Source organism: Aurantimonas sp. 22II-16-19i (assembly GCF_002088275.1).
GTDB lineage: Bacteria > Pseudomonadota > Alphaproteobacteria > Rhizobiales > Rhizobiaceae > Jiella.
This window is the reverse complement of sequence record NZ_AQQS01000007.1, coordinates 58,454-76,181: the sequence shown is the minus strand read 5'-3', so window position 1 is coordinate 76,181 and position 17,728 is coordinate 58,454. Positions and strand designations below refer to the sequence as shown.

Sequence of the window (17,728 nt, the reverse complement as noted above, 5' to 3'; positions counted from 1 at the left end):
GAACAGGCGTGTTCGAACTGCGCCTCTGAACCGGCATGTCTCAATCCGGCATGCTCGAACCGGTCAGGGGGCCTCGGCCGACCGCGCCGACCTCGCCCCCTGCCTCATCCGCATTCGTCTCGTGCCGTCTCGTCCGGCCGGCGCGTCAGCCCTTCTCGTCGAACTCCCGCACGAGCTGCCTCGCATGGTCGGCGTAGCGGCCTTTCGGGCGCTTGCGCAGATAGTCGACCAGGGCCCCGCGCGAGCGCTCGACGAGGACCGTCTGCCAGTCGGTCTCGTCCTGCAGCATCTCGATCCGCTCGCGCGCCTCGCGCAGGTGCTTGCCCGTCGGATATTGCAGGACGTAGCGGCGATAGGCCTCGACGCTGTGGATGTTGGCAACCTCCTCCCAGGTCGCTTCCTGGGCGAGCAGGCTGGTCAGCCGCTCCTTGATCTCCGGCACGTAGACGCTGCCCGGAAAGCGCTCGAGGAAGAGGTCGTAGTCGCTCGGGTCGGCGGAGAGCATCACCGTCTTGTAGGACTTCAGATCCTCGCTCTCGACGGCGACTACCCGCTCCGGGGCGTTGGCGGGCACGAAGGTCGACGTGTTGCTCGAGGCGAAGTCCGGCCGGCTCTCGATCTCGGCGACGAGCTTGATCGCCTCGCCCATCCGCCGGCAGGCGCCGCAGACCGGCGGCAGGTCGTTGCAGCTGGCGAGGTAGCGCAGCAGCCCGTCATAGGAGCGATCGGCCGGAAACTGCGCGTCGACCGTCTCGTGGGCGCGCTGGCAGATGCCGGCGACCTTCTTCTCGCCGTCGCGCTTGCGCGTGCATTCCTCGCAGTTCTGCACGTAGTACCAGTAGGCGTCGAGGGTCGCGTCCTTCTCTGCGGCGGCCCACAGCGCCTCGTCCTTCAGCGCCGCCGGGTCCGGCCCCTTCAGCTCGGCGAGGCGGTCCTCCAGCGGCTTGCGGTTGCCGCAGCACTCGCAGCTCTGCAGATAGGCGCCGATCTCCAGCGCGCTGCCGCGCTTCATCAGCTCGGCGGCATGGCGCTCCTCGGCCCGGCAGATCGCCTCGCGCCGCCGCTCGGTCTGGACGAGCTCGCGCAGCTCGTCCTTCAGCGGGCAGTAGACGCAGCCGCGCAGATAGGGCTGGACGCCGGAGAAGTCCTTGGATTCGAGGATCTCGCGGGCGGTGAGGAGTTCGTAGTGCTCGCGCTCGGTCGCCTCTTCGCGGCCGATGCCGTCGCGCGGCAGGGTGAAGAGGACGTCCGTCGCCGCCGCGCCGTCGATCTCCGGGGTCTGGCGGAATTCCGGCCGAAGCTGCTTGATGCGCCGCGTCATCCGCGACTGGAGGAAGTTCTCCAGCTCGGCGACGGTCACGTCGCCGTCGGCATTGCCGCCGAAGCGGGTCTCGTCGGCCTCGCCGTAGAGCGCCGACACCAGCGCGTCGGTGAAGACGCCGTGGCGATAGTCGGAGTCCCAGACGGCGACCTGGTCGGAATGGGCGGCGGCGATCAGCGTCACGCCCTTTCCGGCCTTGAGGACGGGCGCCGCCCCGGAATTCGGCGCGCTGATCCCGGTGACGAGGTCGCCGGCGTCCGAGCGGCCGGAAAAGCAGCTCTCCAGCATGACCACGACCCGGCCGGCCGGAAACGCCCGCGCCCGCATCGCGGCCAGCTGGCCGATCATGGTGTCGAGATCGTAGCCGGTGAGGTCGAGCCGGTCCGGGCGGCTGTCGGAGCCCAAAAGATACGGCGTCTTGTCGGCCTCGCCGCCGAGGAAGGAACGCGAGCCATGGCCGACGAAATAGACGTAGACCTCGGCATTGGGCGAGGAGACCTGGTTGGCGATGGTGCCGGTCCGGTCCTTGTCGCCGAAAAGGTATTCCAGCTCGGCCTTGGTCAGGTCCTGGTAGCGGGTGATGTTCGCCGGGGCGAGGCCGAACTGCTCGACGAACAGCTTCTCGATCGCGCTCGCATCGTTCATCGCGTAGCGCACGTCCTCGGCATAGCGGTAGTCGTGATTGGCGATGATGAAGAGGTGGCGCTGAGGCTGGCCTTCCTGCTCCGCGGGCGTGGCAGCTGGGGCGGCGCTTGCGGCAGGGCCGACGGCGGGCGTCTCGCCGGCAGCGCTCGAGGGCTTGTCCTGCGGCTCCACCGGCGAGGCGGCGTTGCCGGTCTTCGGCGCCGACGGGCTGTCGCCCCGGGCCGGCTCAGCGGCCGCGACCCGTGCGCCGTCATCGGTGACGGCCTCGGCCGGCGTCCGGCTGGCCTCGACGACGGCGGCCGGCCGGCAGCCGTCGAGCATGCCTTCGTCGGCGACGGCCAGCGCCCGGCGGCGCGCCAGCACCGTATCGCCCTGGCGGATGGTGATGGTCAGGTCGACGATGCGGCCGTCCTTTTCCGGCAGCCGGAAGGCGACGTCCATGATGATGCCGCCGCCCTCGCCGGCACCCGTGCCGTCGGCGGTCTGGCCGGTGATCAGCGCCGGCAGGGGCTTGCCGTCCAGCCAGGCGGCGAGCTCGCCCTCCTGCATCTGGAAATAGGCGGTGGTGAAGGTGTCGGCGGCGCGCTGCGACAGGCTGCAGATGCCGTCGATGCGCATGTCCGGCCGGAAGGTGAGCCCCGCGGCGCTGGCAAGCTTCGGCGCGACGCCGGCGAGGACGGACTGGTAGACGCCCGACAGCTCGACGAGATCGACGCTGGAGCCGCGGAAGTCGCCGATCGCCGTGAAGGAGGGCAGATGGAGGTTGATGCCGATGGTGCGGTTGCAGCCGTAGGAGCCGTTGGCCGAGCGCGCGAAGATCGAGATGGTCAGGCGGGAGACGTCGACCGTCGGCCGCGACGCCTGGACCGCGACGGCGAAGGTCGAGGCATAGAGGCGGTTCACCATCTGTTCGATCTGACGGCTGCTCTCGCCACCCGAGCCGAGGATCGGCAGGAGGACGCGGGCGTTCTCGGCGGTGTTGACGTTGATCGCCAGGCCCGAGCCGCGGATGGCATCCTGCAGCGCGCCGTTGATGCGCGAGCGGACGCTCTCGGAGACATGGGGATCGCCGGCCGGCAGGCCGAGATAGGTGAGGTCGTAGGGGCGGGGCGCGTCGGCGGCGATGCAATTGGAGGTGAGGATGCCGGCGATGGCCGCCGTCACTTCGGCCCGCGCGATATCGATCACGGGCACGCCCGGCCGCAGGATCTCGTTGGCCCTGGCGCTCGCAAAAGTTGCCGGAGCGATCAGGGCGATCAACAATAGTACGACGACATGACGTAGAAGAAATCCCAGTTGCAGAACCCCGCTCATCGTCGTTTCTTTCTCAATGACGCTCATGAGTTCTATCACGAAGTCGGCCGATTGGAAGCCGATGCGAGGGTTGGTCTCGCAAGCGGCGCGAAGCTGCGTGAAGTCGGTAATGAATACGGCAAGATTCCGCAGGGTGATCGACTGTCGGGCCGGGCCGGGAGGTCGGGAGGCCGGGTGGCCGAGCCGGGAGGCATGCCTCCCGGCCCGCCGCCGGGCGATCGGTCCCGGCGGTCAGTAGCCGATCTTGCAGACCTCGATCAGCCGGCCGCCGCCGAAGTCGTCGAGATCCTGGAAGCTGGCCGCGACGATGCGGCCCTCGACGGTGTGGCCCGCGTAGGGATAGGCCGGGACGCGGCAGGTCGCAGCGGCCGCGGCATGGTCCGCCTCGGCGTAGACGGCCTCGGCCGCAGGAACTTCGTCCTCCGCCTCGGCGACCGGCGCGCCGTTGTCTGCGCCGTTGCCCTTGTCCAGTTCGAGGCCGAGCAGCGAGACCACCACCTGGCGGTTTTCCGGTGCCAGCGGATCGTCGACGCCCGGGGCCGTCGCCTCGCCGATCGCGGCATCGACGAAGCGCGCCTGCGGAATGTCGAACCGTTCGGTGAGATAGTCCTTCACCGAGGCGATGCGCCTGGCGGAGATCGCCGCGTTCTGCTCGCGGGTGCCGGTGGCGTCGGTATAGGCGGAGAGCAGGATCGAGACGTCGGTCTCGGCATAGGCGAGCAGGATGTTGCCGATGCGGTCGAGGTCGGCGGCCGCGGTCGGCGACAGCTCGTGGCTGCCGGAGGCGAACAGGATCGGCCGGCCGACGTCGCTGCGCGGCTCCGGCCCGGCCAGCGCGGGCGCCATCTCCTCCTGCGGCTCCTTGGTCGACGACGAGACGGTCTCGATGATGCGGACGAAGGGCGGGAAGGTCCGGTAGGTGGTGACGAGCCGGCCATCGTGGCCAGCGTTGCCGAAGTCGTCGAGATCGGTGACGTCGTGACCATAGCCACGATCGTCGTGACCGTAGCCGCGGTCGACAGGGGCGTAATGGCCGTGCCCGTAATCGCCGTGCCGGTACTGGCCGTCATGGCTGCGGTAGCCGGCATGAGAACCGGTGCCGCCGCCATAGCGGGGGGCGTAGGAATGGTGGCTGCCGGCCGGCCGGCCGTGGATCACGCGGTTGATCTGCCCGGCGCTGGCACGCGGGGCGTCGTATCCGTCTGCCGCTGCGGTCTGCGGCGAAAGCGCCGCGCCGGACAACAGGACGGTCAACAGGGCGGTGGTCGACAGGATCGAGCGCATCGTTCATCTCCTCAAGGTCGAAAGCTCGCTGGATTTCATCAGGGGAGTGGAAGCCCCAGACGAGATCGCCTGGGAGGGCAGGCGCGCCGGGCGGCGGATCGGCTCGCGAGCTCCCGGGCTCCGGTGTCTGCCGGCCTCCCGCAACGAAAGACGCCCGGCCGGATGGTTCCGGCCGGGCGCGTTCTGTTGCGGCATGTCTGGCCGTCCGGCTCGCCGGCGGAGCAGATCCCGTCTCGATCTCGCGTCGCCGCCGTCAGCGGTTCTGGTCGACGCTGTCGAAGGCCGTGTCGCGGGGCAGGCGGAGCGTATGCAGGAAGGCGATCACCGCGTCCTGGTCCTCGACCGACAGCGCCTCGAAGGCCGCGACCGCGCCGTTCGCCTCGCTGACATAGCCCGAGCCGTCGTCCGCGCAGGCCGTGTCCGAATGCTTCAGGATGGCGTCGCGCAGGCTCAGCGCCCGGCCGTCATGCAGCCACGGACCGGTGTCGGACAGGCCCCAGAGCGGCCGGGTGACGAACTGGTCGCGCGGGGCGAAGACGCCGGCCCGGTCGACCTGCTGGTGGATGACGTCGGCGAGGCAGCGGCCCATCTTGTGCCGCTTCAGATCCGAGAAGAGCGGCACCTCGATGGCGCCGGTTGAATCGGAGGGCAGGCGCGGCTGCGAGGCGAGGAACACCCGGTCCTCGAAGGGCGTGTTCATGTTGAGGTTGAAGGCGAAGGCGGCGCCGGGCGGCAGCCGGTTGCCGCCGGATTCGCGGGCCTGCGCGGCGCCCTGGATCGCCCGCTCGCGGGCCGGCGTCTGGCCACCGTCGAGGAATTCCCGCTCGACCGGCAGCGGCAGCCCGCGCGGGGCGGCCTGGCCGAGGCCGACGCCGTTGCCGGTGACGAGCAGCGAGCTGCCCCCCTGCGAGGATTCCCGCGAGGCGATGGCGACCGCCTCCGGCACCTGGCGCGGATCGTGGATCGAGACGACCGGATTGAGCACCGTCTTCGAGGCCTGATGGCAGGTGACGCAGGCGACCGCCGGGTCGACGCCGGCCCGACCCTCGAAAATGTCGCGGCCGCGGGTGATCGCCACCGCCTCGGCACCGTCGTCGCTGGTGATCTGCGACGGCGGCCGGGCGCTCAGCGCGAAGGCGGTGAGCGTCGTGACCTCGCCGATCGACACCTCGTTCGGAATGCCGTCGCCGTCCATGTCGGCATCGTTGGGGGCGAGTTCCACCGGCACCATGGCGAAGTGGAAGTTCAGCGCGTCGCGCACGAAGTTGCGCATGTTGGACGCAATGCCCTTCCACTGGAACGGCCGCACGACGAAGTCCTCGCTGACGCCCTCGATGAGGTCGCAGCGCTCGGTCAGGGCGGTGTTCTGGCCGCAGGGATCGAGAAGCGGCGGTAGCGGCGGCGCGGCGGCATCGACCCGCACCTGGTAGCGGCCGAAACTGGTGCCCTTGGAGTTCAACCGGATCTCGTACCACTGGCCACGATTCTGCGTCGCCCGGTCGATCGCCGAGCGGCGCTGGGCGAGTAGGTCGAAGCTCATCTCCTCGGCGAGCTTCTGGGTGTAGCCGGCGCCGAAGAGATGCGGCGGGTTGCGCAGGAAGACCGCGTACATGTTGCCGGGGTCAGTGACGCCGCGCTCGCGGAAGGCATCCAGCACCCATTTCGGCGCCGGATCCTCGAGCAGCGGGTTGATGATCGCCGCCGCGCTCACGGCACCGGCGCTCAACACCCGGTCCGGGCGGACCGTGCGGCCGGGCGTTGCGCCGCCGGCCGGGGTCTCGAAGCCGACGGAATTGTGGCATTCGAGGCAGGCCTGAGCGTCGAGGCCGTGCACGCGCATCCAGGGGATCTGGGCGTAGGGCGCCATCGGTCCGAGGCCCGACGCCGTCATCTGGCGGCGCTTCTTCTCGCGCGGCCCGATCGGGCCCTCGCCGTAGCCCTCGACGGCGGTGAAGGACTGGGTGAAGAGATGGCGACCGATCTCCATCACCTGGCGGAACCCGATCGTGCCGTTGCTGATGTCGTCCTGGGAGACCCGGATGCCCTCGCCGAGCGAGGGCTCGTCGCCGCTCGTCAGCCGCGCGACGACCGGGGGGCCGCTGCCCGGCATCGGGCCCGGCCCGGGATTGCTGGCATAAGCGGGGCTGGACGTGTCGTTCGAGGCGGCCGCGGGCGGTGCGATCGGCTCGGGCTCCGTCTGCGAACCGGCTGCCGGTTGCGGATCCGTCGCCGTATCGGCGAGGGGGTGGGGCGCTGCGGGAGGCTGGGCGGCGACCGGCGGCTCGCCCGGGGCCGTCTGATCGGCGGGCACCCCGGCGGGCGGGCCGGCGGCGGGGGGCTGGTCCGCCGGAGGCGGGGCGGGCGGATTGGTGACCTGCGGCTGGCCGGAACCACCGAGAATGGCATCGTTGATCGCGTCGCTGAGCTGCGCCCGCAGCGGCGTCGAGGCGCCGACCAAAAGGCAGAGCGCCGTGCCGGCGAGGATGGCTTTGCGGTGCTGGAACATCGGTTCAGGCCTCACGGGATGGGGTCGGTACGGGGGCTTGGCATGTCTGGCGGAGGGCTCCGCAGGGCGGCCGCGGGGGCGAAGGACGAAAGGGACGCATCCGGGCCGGCGGCTCGGCTGCGTCCCGGCAGGTCCGGTAGGTCGTTGTCCTGGCATCGACGATCCGTTCTTCGGCCATGGAAGGGGCGCCCATTCCGCAGTGGAAGGCCCAGACGGGTGCGCTGGCTCAGCCATGCCGAGAAGAGGCACATCAGCGGCGGTGTAAATCCTTCGAAAGCGTAGCGCCTTTCTTTGAATTTCCGCAACGGAATTCAACGTAATCGGGGGGGCTGCGGGAGCCTCGCTCGGCACGCCGGCGCATCGCGTTCACCATGATCGTCGCCAGGTTTTCCGGGCCCGCCCGGCCGCGTGCTATGGAAAGGGGATGCGAAGGACGGTATCCCTCGGCCATCCCGCCGGGGGGGGCACGCAACCGTCGGAACCTGTCGAAGCCAGAAGCGGTGAAACTTCCCATGGCCCCATCGCCGACCATCATTCCGATCATCATGGCCGGCGGCGCCGGATCCAGGCTCTGGCCGGTGTCCCGTGATTCGATGCCCAAGCAGTTCATCCAGCTGCTCGACGGTGGCCTCTCGGCCTTCCAGGCGACGCTGCTGCGCGTCGTCGGCGAGGGGTTCGGCAGGCCGATCGTCATCACCAACAACGACTTCCGCTTCATTTCCGCCGAGCAACTCGCCGCCCTCGGCATCGAGGCCGAGATCGTGCTCGAGCCGGAGCGCCGCGACAGCGCGGCGGCGGTCGCCGTCGGTGCGGTGCTTGCCGAGCGGCAGGGGGCCGGCGGCGTCTGCCTGCTGCTCGCGTCCGACCACGTCATCCGCGACGAGGGCGGCTTCCTCGAAGCGGTCCGCAAGGCCTCGCGGGTCGCCGCCTCGGGGCGGATCATGACACTCGGCATCACGCCGGACCATCCCTCGACCGCCTATGGCTACATCCATCCGGGGGCCGAGGAGCTGGGCGAGGGCGCCCGCTCGATCGAACGCTTCGTCGAAAAGCCGGACCGGGCGACGGCCGAAGGCTACATCGCCGAGGGCTATGTCTGGAACTCCGGCAACTTCGCCTTTTCAACCGAGGTGATGCTGAAGGAACTCCAGCACTTCGCGCCGAACGTCCTTTCCGCGGCACGCGAGGCCGTCGACAAGGCGGTCCGCGACCTCGACTTCGTCCGGCTGGACGCGGCGGCGTTTTCCGCCTCGCCGACGATCTCGATCGACTATGCGGTGATGGAGAAGACCCGCGTCGGCGGCGTCATCGCCGCCGAATTCGGCTGGTCGGACATCGGCTCGTGGGATTCGCTGCACCAGGTCAAAAACAAGGACGCCAACGGCAACCGGCTCGAGGGCGATGTCGTCGTCATCGACACGACCAACAGCTTCGTGCGTTCCGAAGAGGTGCTGACGACCGTCCTCGGCCTCGACGACGTCGTCGTCGTCACCACCCACGATGCGGTGCTGGTCTCTTCCATGGCCGCGGCGCCGAAGGTGAAGACCCTCGTCGCGGCGCTGAAGAAGGCCGGACGGCGCGAGGCGGGCGAGCACATGCGCATGCACCGGCCCTGGGGCTGGTACCAGCGCATCGACATCGGCGATCGCTTCCAGGTCAAGCACATCTGCGTCAAGCCGGGCGGCCGGCTCTCCCTGCAGCGGCATCATCACCGGGCCGAGCACTGGGTGGTCGTCCATGGTACCGCGGAAGTGACCATCGACGGCGCGGTGAAATTCTATCACGAGAACGAGGCGGCCTATCTGCCGATCGGCTGCGTCCACCGCCTGCACAATCCCGGCAAGATCGACCTCAAGCTGATCGAGGTGCAGGTCGGCAGCTATACCGGCGAGGACGACATCGTGCGGATCGAGGACGTCTATGCCCGCAGTTGAGGCCCGCAGTTGAAGCTGGGGGCGACTGCGGCTACTGCGTGAGACCGATCGACCGGGCGATTCGAGGCGGGAAGAGATGATGATGTCGAGCCTGAAATTCGGCACCAGCGGGCTGCGCGGCCTCGTCGGCGATCTTCTCGGCTGGCCGAGCTACGGCTACAGCCTCGCCTTCCTGCGCCATCTCGACGTCAACAACGCCGTCTCGGCGTCGCGGCAGGTGCTGGTCGGGCGGGACCTCAGATCAAGCAGCCCGGAGATCGCCCGCCTCGTCCTCGCCGCCGCCGAGGCGGCCGGCTTCGAGCCGGTCGACTGCGGCGCCGTGCCGACGCCGGCGCTGGCGCTGGCGGCTCTCGAGCGGCAGGCGCCGGCGATCATGGTCACCGGCAGCCACATTCCGGACGATCGCAACGGGCTGAAATTCTACGCGCCGACCGGCGAGATCGGCAAGGCGGACGAAGCCGGCATCCTCGAAGCCTTCGGGGCGCTCCGGGAGAACGACCTTCTGGAATTCGAGGCGATGGCCGAGTGGGAGCATCCCGCCGCCAGCCTCGACGTCACGGCGCCCTTCGTCGAGCGCTATGCGGCGTTCTTCGGCGAGGCCGCGCTCGCGGGCCTCACCGTCGGCGTCTACCAGCATTCCTCCGTCGCCCGCGACATCCTCGTCGCGGTGCTCGAACGTCTGGGAGCCCGGACGATCGCCTATGGCAGGGCGGAGAACTTCATCCCGGTCGACACCGAGGCGCACCGGCCGGAAGACCTGGCCCTGCTGCGGGAATGGGCCGGCGAGAAGCGCTGCGACGCCTTCGTCTCGACCGATGGCGACGGCGACCGGCCGCTCGTCGCCGATGCGGACGGAACGGTGCTGCGCGGCGATGTTATCGGGCTTCTGACAGCCCATCACCTTCGGCTGTCGACGATCGTGACGCCGGTGACGTCGAGTTCGGCGATCGAGCGCTCGGGCATTGCCGCCACCGTCCACCGGACCAGGGTCGGCAGCCCCTTCGTCATCGCGGCCATGGAGAAGGCCGTGCAGGCTGGCGAGGCCGGCGTCGTCGGTTTCGAGGCGAATGGCGGCCTGCTGCTCGGCTCGTCCGTCGAGCGGGACGGGCGAAGGCTCGAGGCGCTGCCGACCCGCGACAGCGTCCTGCCGATCCTCGCCGTTCTGGCCGAAATGGTGGCGACGAAGACGTCTCTGGCGAAGCTGGTCGACGGGCTCGATGCCGGCTTCACCGCCGCCCACCGGCTGACGGCGGTTCCGGCGGAGGAGAGCGGACCGTTCCTCGACCGGCTCGGCGAGGACGCGGCGTTCCGTGCGCAGTTCTTCCGCGAGGCGGGGGAGGTCGCCGATATCGACCGCCTCGACGGTGTCCGCGTGGTGCTGGCCTCGGGCGAGACGGTGCACTACCGCGCCTCGGGCAACGCACCGGAACTGCGGTGCTACGTCGAGGCGGCGAGCGCCGATGCCGCCGGCCGGCTGCTCGACTGGGGGCTCGGCACGGCAGCGACCGCGATGGGACGATCCGGATCCGGCGCCTGAGCCCACAAAAAAGAAACCCGCCGGCCGGGCCGACGGGGTGGAATGGAGCGAAGGTCAGGCGGGGGGATATCCGGGACGAGGTCCCGGGATCGATCCCGCTCGCGACGGTCAGACTGACAGGAGATCGTGTCGAAATCAGGGTCCGACACGCTCAGCCCTGCGGCAGCGCCCTTTCTGGCGAACGCTCGACCACTGCCGATGCGCCGTCCGATTGATCGGATGGCGCATCGCGCGCGCTCGGCGAGCGATCTTCGATCAGGCGGCTCAGCCGCGCAGGTGCGCCCGCAGCATCCAGGCGAACTTGTCGTGGGCCTCGATGCGGGCGGTCGCCATGTCGTTGGTGGCGTAGTCGCCATGCTGGTCGGCGACCTGGGCGAGGGCCGAGAGCGTCGAGGACAGGGTTTCCTGATCCTTCAGCAGCACTTCGATCATCGTCTTGGCGTCGGCCTTGCCGTCATGCTCGGTGATGGCGCTGCGCGACAGGAAGACGCTGTGGCGGCCTTCGGCATGGGCATCCATCGCCTTGATGCGCTCGGCGAGGAAGTCCTGCCCCTCGAAGTGGTCCTCGTAGATCTTCTGGAACAATTCGTGCAGCGGGCCGAATGCCATGCCGGTGACGTTCCAATGGAAGTTCTGCGCCTTCATCGTCTCGACGGCGGTCTCCGCCAGCGCCTGGGTCAGGCCCTCGACGATCTCTTCCTTGGCGGTGGGTTCCATCTTCGCGGCCACGAGAGCCATGGCAGTCTCCTTTGTTTTGCTTGTCGAATCTCGTCGAACAATTCCGGCGCACGACGCCGTCCGGCGGGTGCGGTCCACCTTATCTAGAACGCTTCTAAAAAGGATGGAAGTGGGAGGCGCGCATTTTTGTCGCTGCCGCGTCCCGTTCCCGCCCCGCGGCGCAGCCCGATCCCGACAGGCCCATGGCCGGCGGCGAACGCCAAGCGGCACGTCCGGCGGGCCGACGCCGCAGGCCGTCCATCGGGTTTGCAGAGAGACCGTCCAGAAAACCTCGAGCACGGCGGGCCGGTATTGCCGGACGTCTTTGCCGGCCAGTCGGCGGCCACGGCGAAGGACCGGCTGACCGCGCTCAAACCGCCGTGCGAAGCCGGCCCCGCGATGGCGGCGAGGCGTCCAAAAGGGGTGATGGGGAAGGCCCGGCCGGTTGGGAACGGCTGTCACCATGCCGGCCTCACGCGCTCAGAGCCTGCTGGCCATCGCCTCGGCGAGGAAGCGCAGCCAGCGCCGGCCCTCGGGCCGGACGCGCCAGGCGAGCAGCGCCGAGCCGGCCTCGCGCTCGCCCCCCTGCCAGGCGGCGATCAGCCGGAGCAGCCAGATCTCGTCCTCCGAGGGGCGCAACGTGCCGGGGCGATAGAGGGCGAGTTCGCGATTGGCATGTTCGTCGAGGGCGCGGAAGAAGATCGTCGCGAGGCCGCCGACGGTGGCACCGGCCTGGGCCGACAGCACAAGGCAGGCCCGCTCGACGTCGGGTCGCGGCGCGAGGCGGCTCTTCAAGGCGAACCAGCGCAGCCGGTTCAGCCGTTCGACATCCTCGTCGGACAGCTGCGGGACGCGTTGCGCCGCAGTCGGGCACTGGGAGCCGGGACACGGGGAGCCAAGGCACTCGGAGCTGCTGCCACCGCGCCTGAAGGGAAGAACCACGGCACCGGTTTCCACCGGCTCCGCATAGGCGAGTGCTGCGCTCATCATGCCGTCCGTTTCGCATTCCGGACCTGCACCCTGTCCGGGCAGGTTGGAACCATTCTAAAACTTGACAATTCCGATCACCCTTTATAGCAGCCCTGCGCACAGGATCAAAGGGGGTGAACGGAGCCGTCTTTCGCGCAAGCCGCGAGGCACCCATCTTGAGCCCTGAGAGATCTGTTTCAGGAGACATGCGTGTCGAAACCATGGGCCAAGGCGCCGTCACCCTGCATCGGCGTGTGCAAGTTCCGCGCCGAGGGAGACGCCTGCATCGGCTGCTTCATGACCAAGCCGGAGAAGAAGCGCTTCAAGCGGCTGGACAAGAAGCCGAAGAAGAAGGCGTTCTTCCGGGCCCTCGTCGCGCGGCTCACCGAGCGGGGCCGCCTCTCGCGCTGGGAGCGGGTCTATCGGCGCAAATGCGACAAGAAGGCCGTCCCCTGTCCGCTCGACCGCATCTGACGGTCCGGCGCCCGGCGAGCGTGGCCGCCGCCCACGTGCCGCAGCGGGGACACCCTGAAAACGGGCCCGATGCAGGGCTTGCGTCCAGGCTGCTGGGCGGCGCAAACCCCGAACAGGGGCCGGCGGCTTAACCGCGTTCGCAGCATTTCCTTGCGGCCTGCGGCGAAAGACGAGAGAACCGGATGATCGCCGTTTATGACGACGTGGTTCCGAGCCTGGCCGCCGACGGAGGTCTGCCTTGCACTTCCGCATTTTCGATTGCTGGCGCTTCGTCGCGGCAATGCTGATCATGGCCTATCACTTCGTCTTCTGGGCGCCCTACGGCGTCGAGACCGGCACGGCGCTGCTCTATCGTCTCCTGCCGCTGCTCGACATGTTCTTCATGATCTCCGGCTTCTTCATCACCATCCGCTACCGCGAGCGGGTCGGCGATCTGGCCGCCTATGGCCGGTTCATGCGCGCCAGAGCCGCCCGGCTGCTGCCGCTGCACATCGTCATCACGCTGTTCTTCGCCGCGGTCGCGCTCGCCGCCTTCGCCGAGGGTGCGCCGAACTATCCCTGGCGCCATGACCTCGAAGCGCTGCCCTTCCACCTCCTGATTCTGCATGCGCTCGGCTTCACCGACGGGCTGGCGCTGAACTATCCGTCCTGGTCGATCAGCGCGGAGTTCTTCGCCTATGCCTTGTTCCCGCTGATCGTCGTCGTCGTGAGATTCGGTGGCCTGCGCGGCCTCTGCGTCGCCATCGCGGTCTGGATCGGCTGTCTGGAAGTCGCCTCGCTGCGCGGCTGGTTCCCCTCCGGCCACTGGACGACCGCCGATTCCATGGGCGCGTATCGCGCGCTCGCCGATTTCATGATCGGCGCGGCGGTGGCGATCGCCGTCGAGCGCCGGCTGTTCGAGGTGAAGAGCCACTGGCCCGGCCTCGCCGCGACCTTTCTCGTCCTGGCGGCGATGCTGGCCGGCTGGCACTATGCGCTGGTCATGCCGCTGATGGTGGTCGCGCTCGCCCTCACCGCGCTGGCCGAGACCGCGGCGCCCGAATCGACGGAGATCCTGCAGCCCTTGATGCCGCTGACCCGCGTCGCCTTCGGCATCTATCTCATCCATCCGATCATGGAATTCTTCTTCCTGGAGATCGTCTGGCATCACGGCCTGGAGCAGACGGGGCTCATCGACTTCTATCTTTTCTGGACGCTGCCAATGATCGCCACGGTCGTCGTCGCACTGCTGTCGGCGCGCTATTTCGAGCCGCTGTGCGCCCATGTGCTGCTGCCGCGAAAGCCCGGCGCCCCCAAGCCCGGCCGACGGCTCGCCTCGGTCTGATCGCCCGCCCGCGGGCGCCGCCGGACGCTCGTGTCCGGAATCGTGGCGAGACCTCTCGGCACTATGCCTCATCTGCGGCCTATGGTATCGGCGAAGAGACATTCCTAGATGAACGGAAAGTCGTCGGCGCATTGCCGGAACGCACCATCGGTTTCGCGATGGCGTGCTTCGAGCCAATCTGCCGACAGGGAAGGACGGGCGGCACGATCGACCTTCGGGACCTCTGGCCCTGCCTGACGGTGATGGCGCGTATCGACGGCGCCTCCCGTCACGGCGGACGAAAGGTCTCGCAACCGCGGCCGCTCGAAAGATCTGGAGTGCGCGTGTCCCGGCTGCCCGGGCGGGCGATACCATGCCACGCGATCTTCGCGGTGGCCGGAAAGACAACCGATGGAAGCGTGAATGAAGGCCGATTACTACGAGATGCTCGGCGTGGCCCGCGACGTGGACGAAAAGGGGCTGAAAAGTGCATTTCGCAAGCTCGCCATGCAATATCACCCGGATCGCAATCCCGGTGACGCGGCGGCCGAGGTCAAGTTCAAGGAGCTCGGCGAGGCCTACGAGGTCCTGAAGGACCCGCAGAAGCGGGCCGCCTACGACCGCTTCGGCCATGCCGCCTTCCAGAACGGCGGCGCCGGTGCCGCCGGCTTCAAGGGCGATTTCGGCTCCTCCATGGCCGACATCTTCGACGACATCTTCGGCGAGATGATGGGTGGCAGGGCGCGTGGCCGGCAGGGCTCGGGCGGGCGCGAGCGCGGCTCGGACCTGCGCTACAACATGGAGATCACGCTGGAGGAGGCCTATGCCGGCAAGACCGCCGAGATCGGCGTGCCGACGACCATCCAGTGCGACGAATGCACCGGCTCCGGCGCCAAGCCCGGCTCCAGCCCCAAGGCCTGTCCGATGTGCGGCGGCGTCGGCCGCGTGCGCGCCGCGCAAGGCTTCTTCTCGATCGAGCGCACCTGCCCGACCTGCCAGGGACGCGGCCAGGTGATCACCGACCCTTGCGCCAAATGCGGCGGCGACGGCCGCCTGCCGGAGGAGCGGACGCTGTCGGTCAACATCCCGGCCGGCATCGAGGACGGCACCCGCATCCGCCTCGCCGGCGAGGGCGAGGCGGGCCTGCGCGGCGGACCGGCCGGCGATCTCTACATCTTCCTGTCGATCCGGCCGCACGAGTTCTTCCAGCGCGACGGCGCCGACCTGTTCTGCAAGGTGCCCGTCTCGATGACGACGGCGGCGCTGGGCGGCAACATCGACGTGCAGACCCTCGACGGCAACACCAGCCGCGTGAAGATCCCCGAGGGCACCCAGACCGGCAAGCAGTTCCGGCTGCGCGGCAAGGGCATGCCGGTGCTGCGCTCCCAGCAGGCCGGCGACCTGTTCATCCAGGTGGCGATCGAGACGCCGCAGAACCTCTCCCGGCGCCAGCGCGAGCTGCTCGAGGAGTTCGAACAGATCTCCTCGAAGGAGAACTCACCGCAGTCCAACGGCTTCTTCGCCCGGATGAAGGAGTTCTTCGAAGGCTTGAGCGAGACCTGAACCGCTCCATCTTCTAGGTCGGTTTTCGACCGGCCCTTGCCGCCAGGCAGGGCCGGTTCCTGCAATCGGCCGGGTTCGTTCAATCCGGTCACAATCCCCGAGGGGGATGGAGGAAGACGCGTGCTGGAACACCCGCAGCGGCGAACACCAGAAGCCGCGCGCCCGCGCATCAAGGTGAGTGACGAGGCGCGATTCTTTCGCGGGTGGCTGCAGCGGCCGCTGATCATGGGGGCGGTGTCACCGTCGTCGCGGGCGCTGGGACGGGCGATGGCGTCCTACGTGCCGGATCCCGCCTCCTTCGCGCCGAATGCCAAGGTCCTCGAACTCGGACCCGGCACCGGCGTCGTCACCCAGACGCTGATCGACCGCGGCGTGCCCGAGCATTCGCTCGTGCTGGTCGAGTATTCCCGCGAGTTCTGCCAGCTGCTGCGCAAGCGGTTCCCGGCGGCCGAGGTCATCCAGGGCGACGCCTATGCCATCGGTGCGGCGCTGCCCGCCTGGATCGGCGTTTCGCCGCTGGAGGCCGTGGTCTCCAGTCTGCCGCTGTTCACCCGGCCGGACGAGATGCGCGAAGCGGTGATCGGCCGCTCGCTCGAGCGCATGCGGCGGGGTTCGCCCTTCATCCAGTTCTCCTACGCCCTGACCCAGCCGGTGAAGGCCAAGCGGATCGGCGCGACGCTGGAGCTCAGCCCCTGGATCAAGCGCAACCTGCCGCCGGCGCGCGTTCTCGTCTACCGGGCCGTGTGAGACCGGCCGCGGCTGATCTGCCGGCGTCTTGCGCCGGCAGACATTCGCCAAACCGTCACGCCGGCGTAATATTGGTATCGATCAGGATGGACGGACGAGGGACGATCCATCTCCCAATCTGCCCCGCCCGAGTTCGAGGGGCCCGAGTTCAAGGGTTGACGTCATGAGCCGATCGAAGACGCGCGCCGCCGAGAGCGACTGGCTGCCGTTCCTGGCGACCTGGGTCCGCAGTCCCGTGAAGATGGGCGCCGTCGCGCCGTCGAGCCGGACCTACTGCCGCACGATGGTCCGCCATGCGACGACCCAGCTCGATGGCCCGATCCTCGAACTCGGCCCCGGCCTCGGCGTCGTTACCCGGACATTGCTCGAGCAGGGCGTCGCGCCCGAGCGCATCACCTCGATCGAATACGACCGGGATTTCGCCCGCAAGCTCCAGCAGCGCTTCCCGCAGGTGAATGTCATCCAGGGCGACGGCCTCGACCTCGACAAGACGCTCGGGCCCGTGGCGGACAGCCCGAAATACGCCGCGATCCTGTTCGCGATCCCGATCGTCAACATGTCCCAGGCCAAGCGCCAGGCGCTGTTCTCGCGCTATTTCGAGCGGCTTCTGCCGGATGGCAACCTCACCCAGCTGTCCTACATGGTAACACCGCCGGTGCGTCCCGTTCCCGGCGTCTTCTCGGTCAGCTCCTCGCGGCGGGTCTGGACGAACATCCCCCCGGCCCGCGTCTGGATCTACGCTCGGGACAACGAGGCCGGCGCCCGCCCCATGGCCGGCGAGGGCGGCGCGGCTTGAGCACCAACGTCCTGATCATTCCCGGCTCGGTCCGGCTCGGCTCCTACAACCGCAAGCTCGCGGGCGAGGCGATGCGGCTGATCTCGGTGACCGACGCCGTGGTGAGCCGGGTCGATCTCTCCGACTATCCGCTGCCGATCTACGACGGCGACTTCGAGGCCGAGGGCGGGGTGCCGCAGAACGCCCAGCTGCTCGCCCAGCGCATCGCCGCGCAGGACGCGCTCCTCATCGTCTCGCCGGAATACAACGCCTCGATCCCGCCGCTCCTGAAGAACGCCATCGACTGGGCGAGCCGCGTCCGCAAGGTCGACGAGCGGCCGGTGCAGCCGTTCAAGGGGCTGGTGGTCGGGCTCGCCTCGGCTTCGCCGGGCCGCTTCGGCGGCCTGCGCGGCCTCGAGGCGATCCGCATCGTCATGCGCGCCCTCGGCGCCGAAGTGATCACCCAGCAGTGTCTGCTCCCGACGGCCGCCGAAGGCTTCGACGAGAATGGCCGGCTGACCGACGACGTCGCGAGGGCCAGCCTCGAATCTCTCTGCGACAAGCTGCTCGACACGGCCAGGAGCCTGACGCGACACGGATGAGGGCAGCCTCGCGGACAGCGAGGCCAAACCTTGATCC

The 17,728-nt window shown here is 68.9% G+C and carries 13 protein-coding genes; 8 read left to right on the top strand and 5 right to left on the bottom strand.

All coding sequences use genetic code 11. The annotated features are described in order from the left end of the window. Positions 1 to 145 precede the first annotated feature (145 nt). The 3 genes from ATO4_RS08120 to ATO4_RS08110 all read right to left on the bottom strand — a co-directional run bounded on the left by ATO4_RS08120 (position 146) and on the right by ATO4_RS08110 (position 7,085). On the bottom strand, positions 146 to 3,280 hold the full coding sequence (locus ATO4_RS08120; RefSeq protein WP_176222903.1) for a caspase family protein: 3,135 nt from the start codon (positions 3,278 to 3,280) through the stop codon (positions 146 to 148). A gap of 231 nt (positions 3,281 to 3,511) precedes the next feature. Next, positions 3,512 to 4,564 (bottom strand): OmpA family protein, encoded by a 1,053-nt coding sequence (locus ATO4_RS08115; protein ID WP_083590932.1) that lies wholly within the window; start codon positions 4,562 to 4,564, stop codon positions 3,512 to 3,514. 253 nt (positions 4,565 to 4,817) lie between these two features. After that, positions 4,818 to 7,085: a di-heme oxidoredictase family protein gene (locus tag ATO4_RS08110; protein ID WP_176222902.1), complete on the bottom strand. Its 2,268-nt coding sequence runs from the start codon at positions 7,083 to 7,085 to the stop codon at positions 4,818 to 4,820. 497 nt (positions 7,086 to 7,582) lie between these two features. Between ATO4_RS08110 and ATO4_RS08105 the strand changes: the two genes are divergently transcribed. After that, positions 7,583 to 9,004 carry a mannose-1-phosphate guanylyltransferase/mannose-6-phosphate isomerase gene (locus ATO4_RS08105; RefSeq protein WP_083590930.1) on the top strand — a complete coding sequence of 474 codons (1,422 nt, stop codon included), beginning with the start codon at positions 7,583 to 7,585 and terminating at the stop codon, positions 9,002 to 9,004. 82 nt (positions 9,005 to 9,086) lie between these two features. After that, positions 9,087 to 10,541 (top strand): phosphomannomutase, encoded by a 1,455-nt coding sequence (locus ATO4_RS08100; RefSeq protein ID WP_083591042.1) that lies wholly within the window; start codon positions 9,087 to 9,089, stop codon positions 10,539 to 10,541. A gap of 264 nt (positions 10,542 to 10,805) precedes the next feature. Here the strand turns inward: ATO4_RS08100 and ATO4_RS08095 are convergent, their stop codons facing one another. Together ATO4_RS08095 and ATO4_RS08090 are read right to left on the bottom strand one after the other, a co-directional pair. Beyond that, positions 10,806 to 11,279: a DNA starvation/stationary phase protection protein gene (locus ATO4_RS08095; protein WP_083590929.1), complete on the bottom strand. Its 474-nt coding sequence runs from the start codon at positions 11,277 to 11,279 to the stop codon at positions 10,806 to 10,808. A gap of 459 nt (positions 11,280 to 11,738) precedes the next feature. Next, on the bottom strand, positions 11,739 to 12,245 hold the full coding sequence (locus tag ATO4_RS08090) for a hypothetical protein (protein WP_139802315.1): 507 nt from the start codon (positions 12,243 to 12,245) through the stop codon (positions 11,739 to 11,741). 192 nt (positions 12,246 to 12,437) lie between these two features. On the opposite strand from ATO4_RS08090, the gene ATO4_RS08085 reads away from it, so the two are divergent. From ATO4_RS08085 to ATO4_RS08060, 6 genes are all read left to right on the top strand, one after another. Next, positions 12,438 to 12,701 carry a DUF1289 domain-containing protein gene (locus ATO4_RS08085; protein ID WP_083590927.1) on the top strand — a complete coding sequence of 88 codons (264 nt, stop codon included), beginning with the start codon at positions 12,438 to 12,440 and terminating at the stop codon, positions 12,699 to 12,701. A 238-nt stretch (positions 12,702 to 12,939) separates the two neighbouring features. Then, positions 12,940 to 14,025 (top strand): acyltransferase, encoded by a 1,086-nt coding sequence (locus ATO4_RS08080; protein WP_245308636.1) that lies wholly within the window; start codon positions 12,940 to 12,942, stop codon positions 14,023 to 14,025. Between the two features lie 402 nt (positions 14,026 to 14,427). Then, positions 14,428 to 15,567, top strand: a complete 1,140-nt coding sequence (gene dnaJ / locus ATO4_RS08075; protein ID WP_083590926.1) for a molecular chaperone DnaJ — start codon at positions 14,428 to 14,430, stop codon at positions 15,565 to 15,567. A gap of 120 nt (positions 15,568 to 15,687) precedes the next feature. Further along, the gene (locus ATO4_RS08070; RefSeq protein WP_245308635.1) at positions 15,688 to 16,314 is read left to right on the top strand and encodes an rRNA adenine N-6-methyltransferase family protein; all 627 of its coding nucleotides are present in this window, start codon (positions 15,688 to 15,690) and stop codon (positions 16,312 to 16,314) included. Between the two features lie 163 nt (positions 16,315 to 16,477). Beyond that, complete coding sequence (locus ATO4_RS08065) at positions 16,478 to 17,110, top strand: rRNA adenine N-6-methyltransferase family protein (protein WP_083590925.1); 633 nt, start codon at positions 16,478 to 16,480, stop codon at positions 17,108 to 17,110. After that, the gene (locus ATO4_RS08060; RefSeq protein ID WP_083590924.1) at positions 17,107 to 17,691 is read left to right on the top strand and encodes an NAD(P)H-dependent oxidoreductase; all 585 of its coding nucleotides are present in this window, start codon (positions 17,107 to 17,109) and stop codon (positions 17,689 to 17,691) included. Before ATO4_RS08065 ends, ATO4_RS08060 begins: the two co-directional genes overlap by 4 nt. The last annotated feature ends 37 nt before the right edge of the window (positions 17,692 to 17,728 follow it).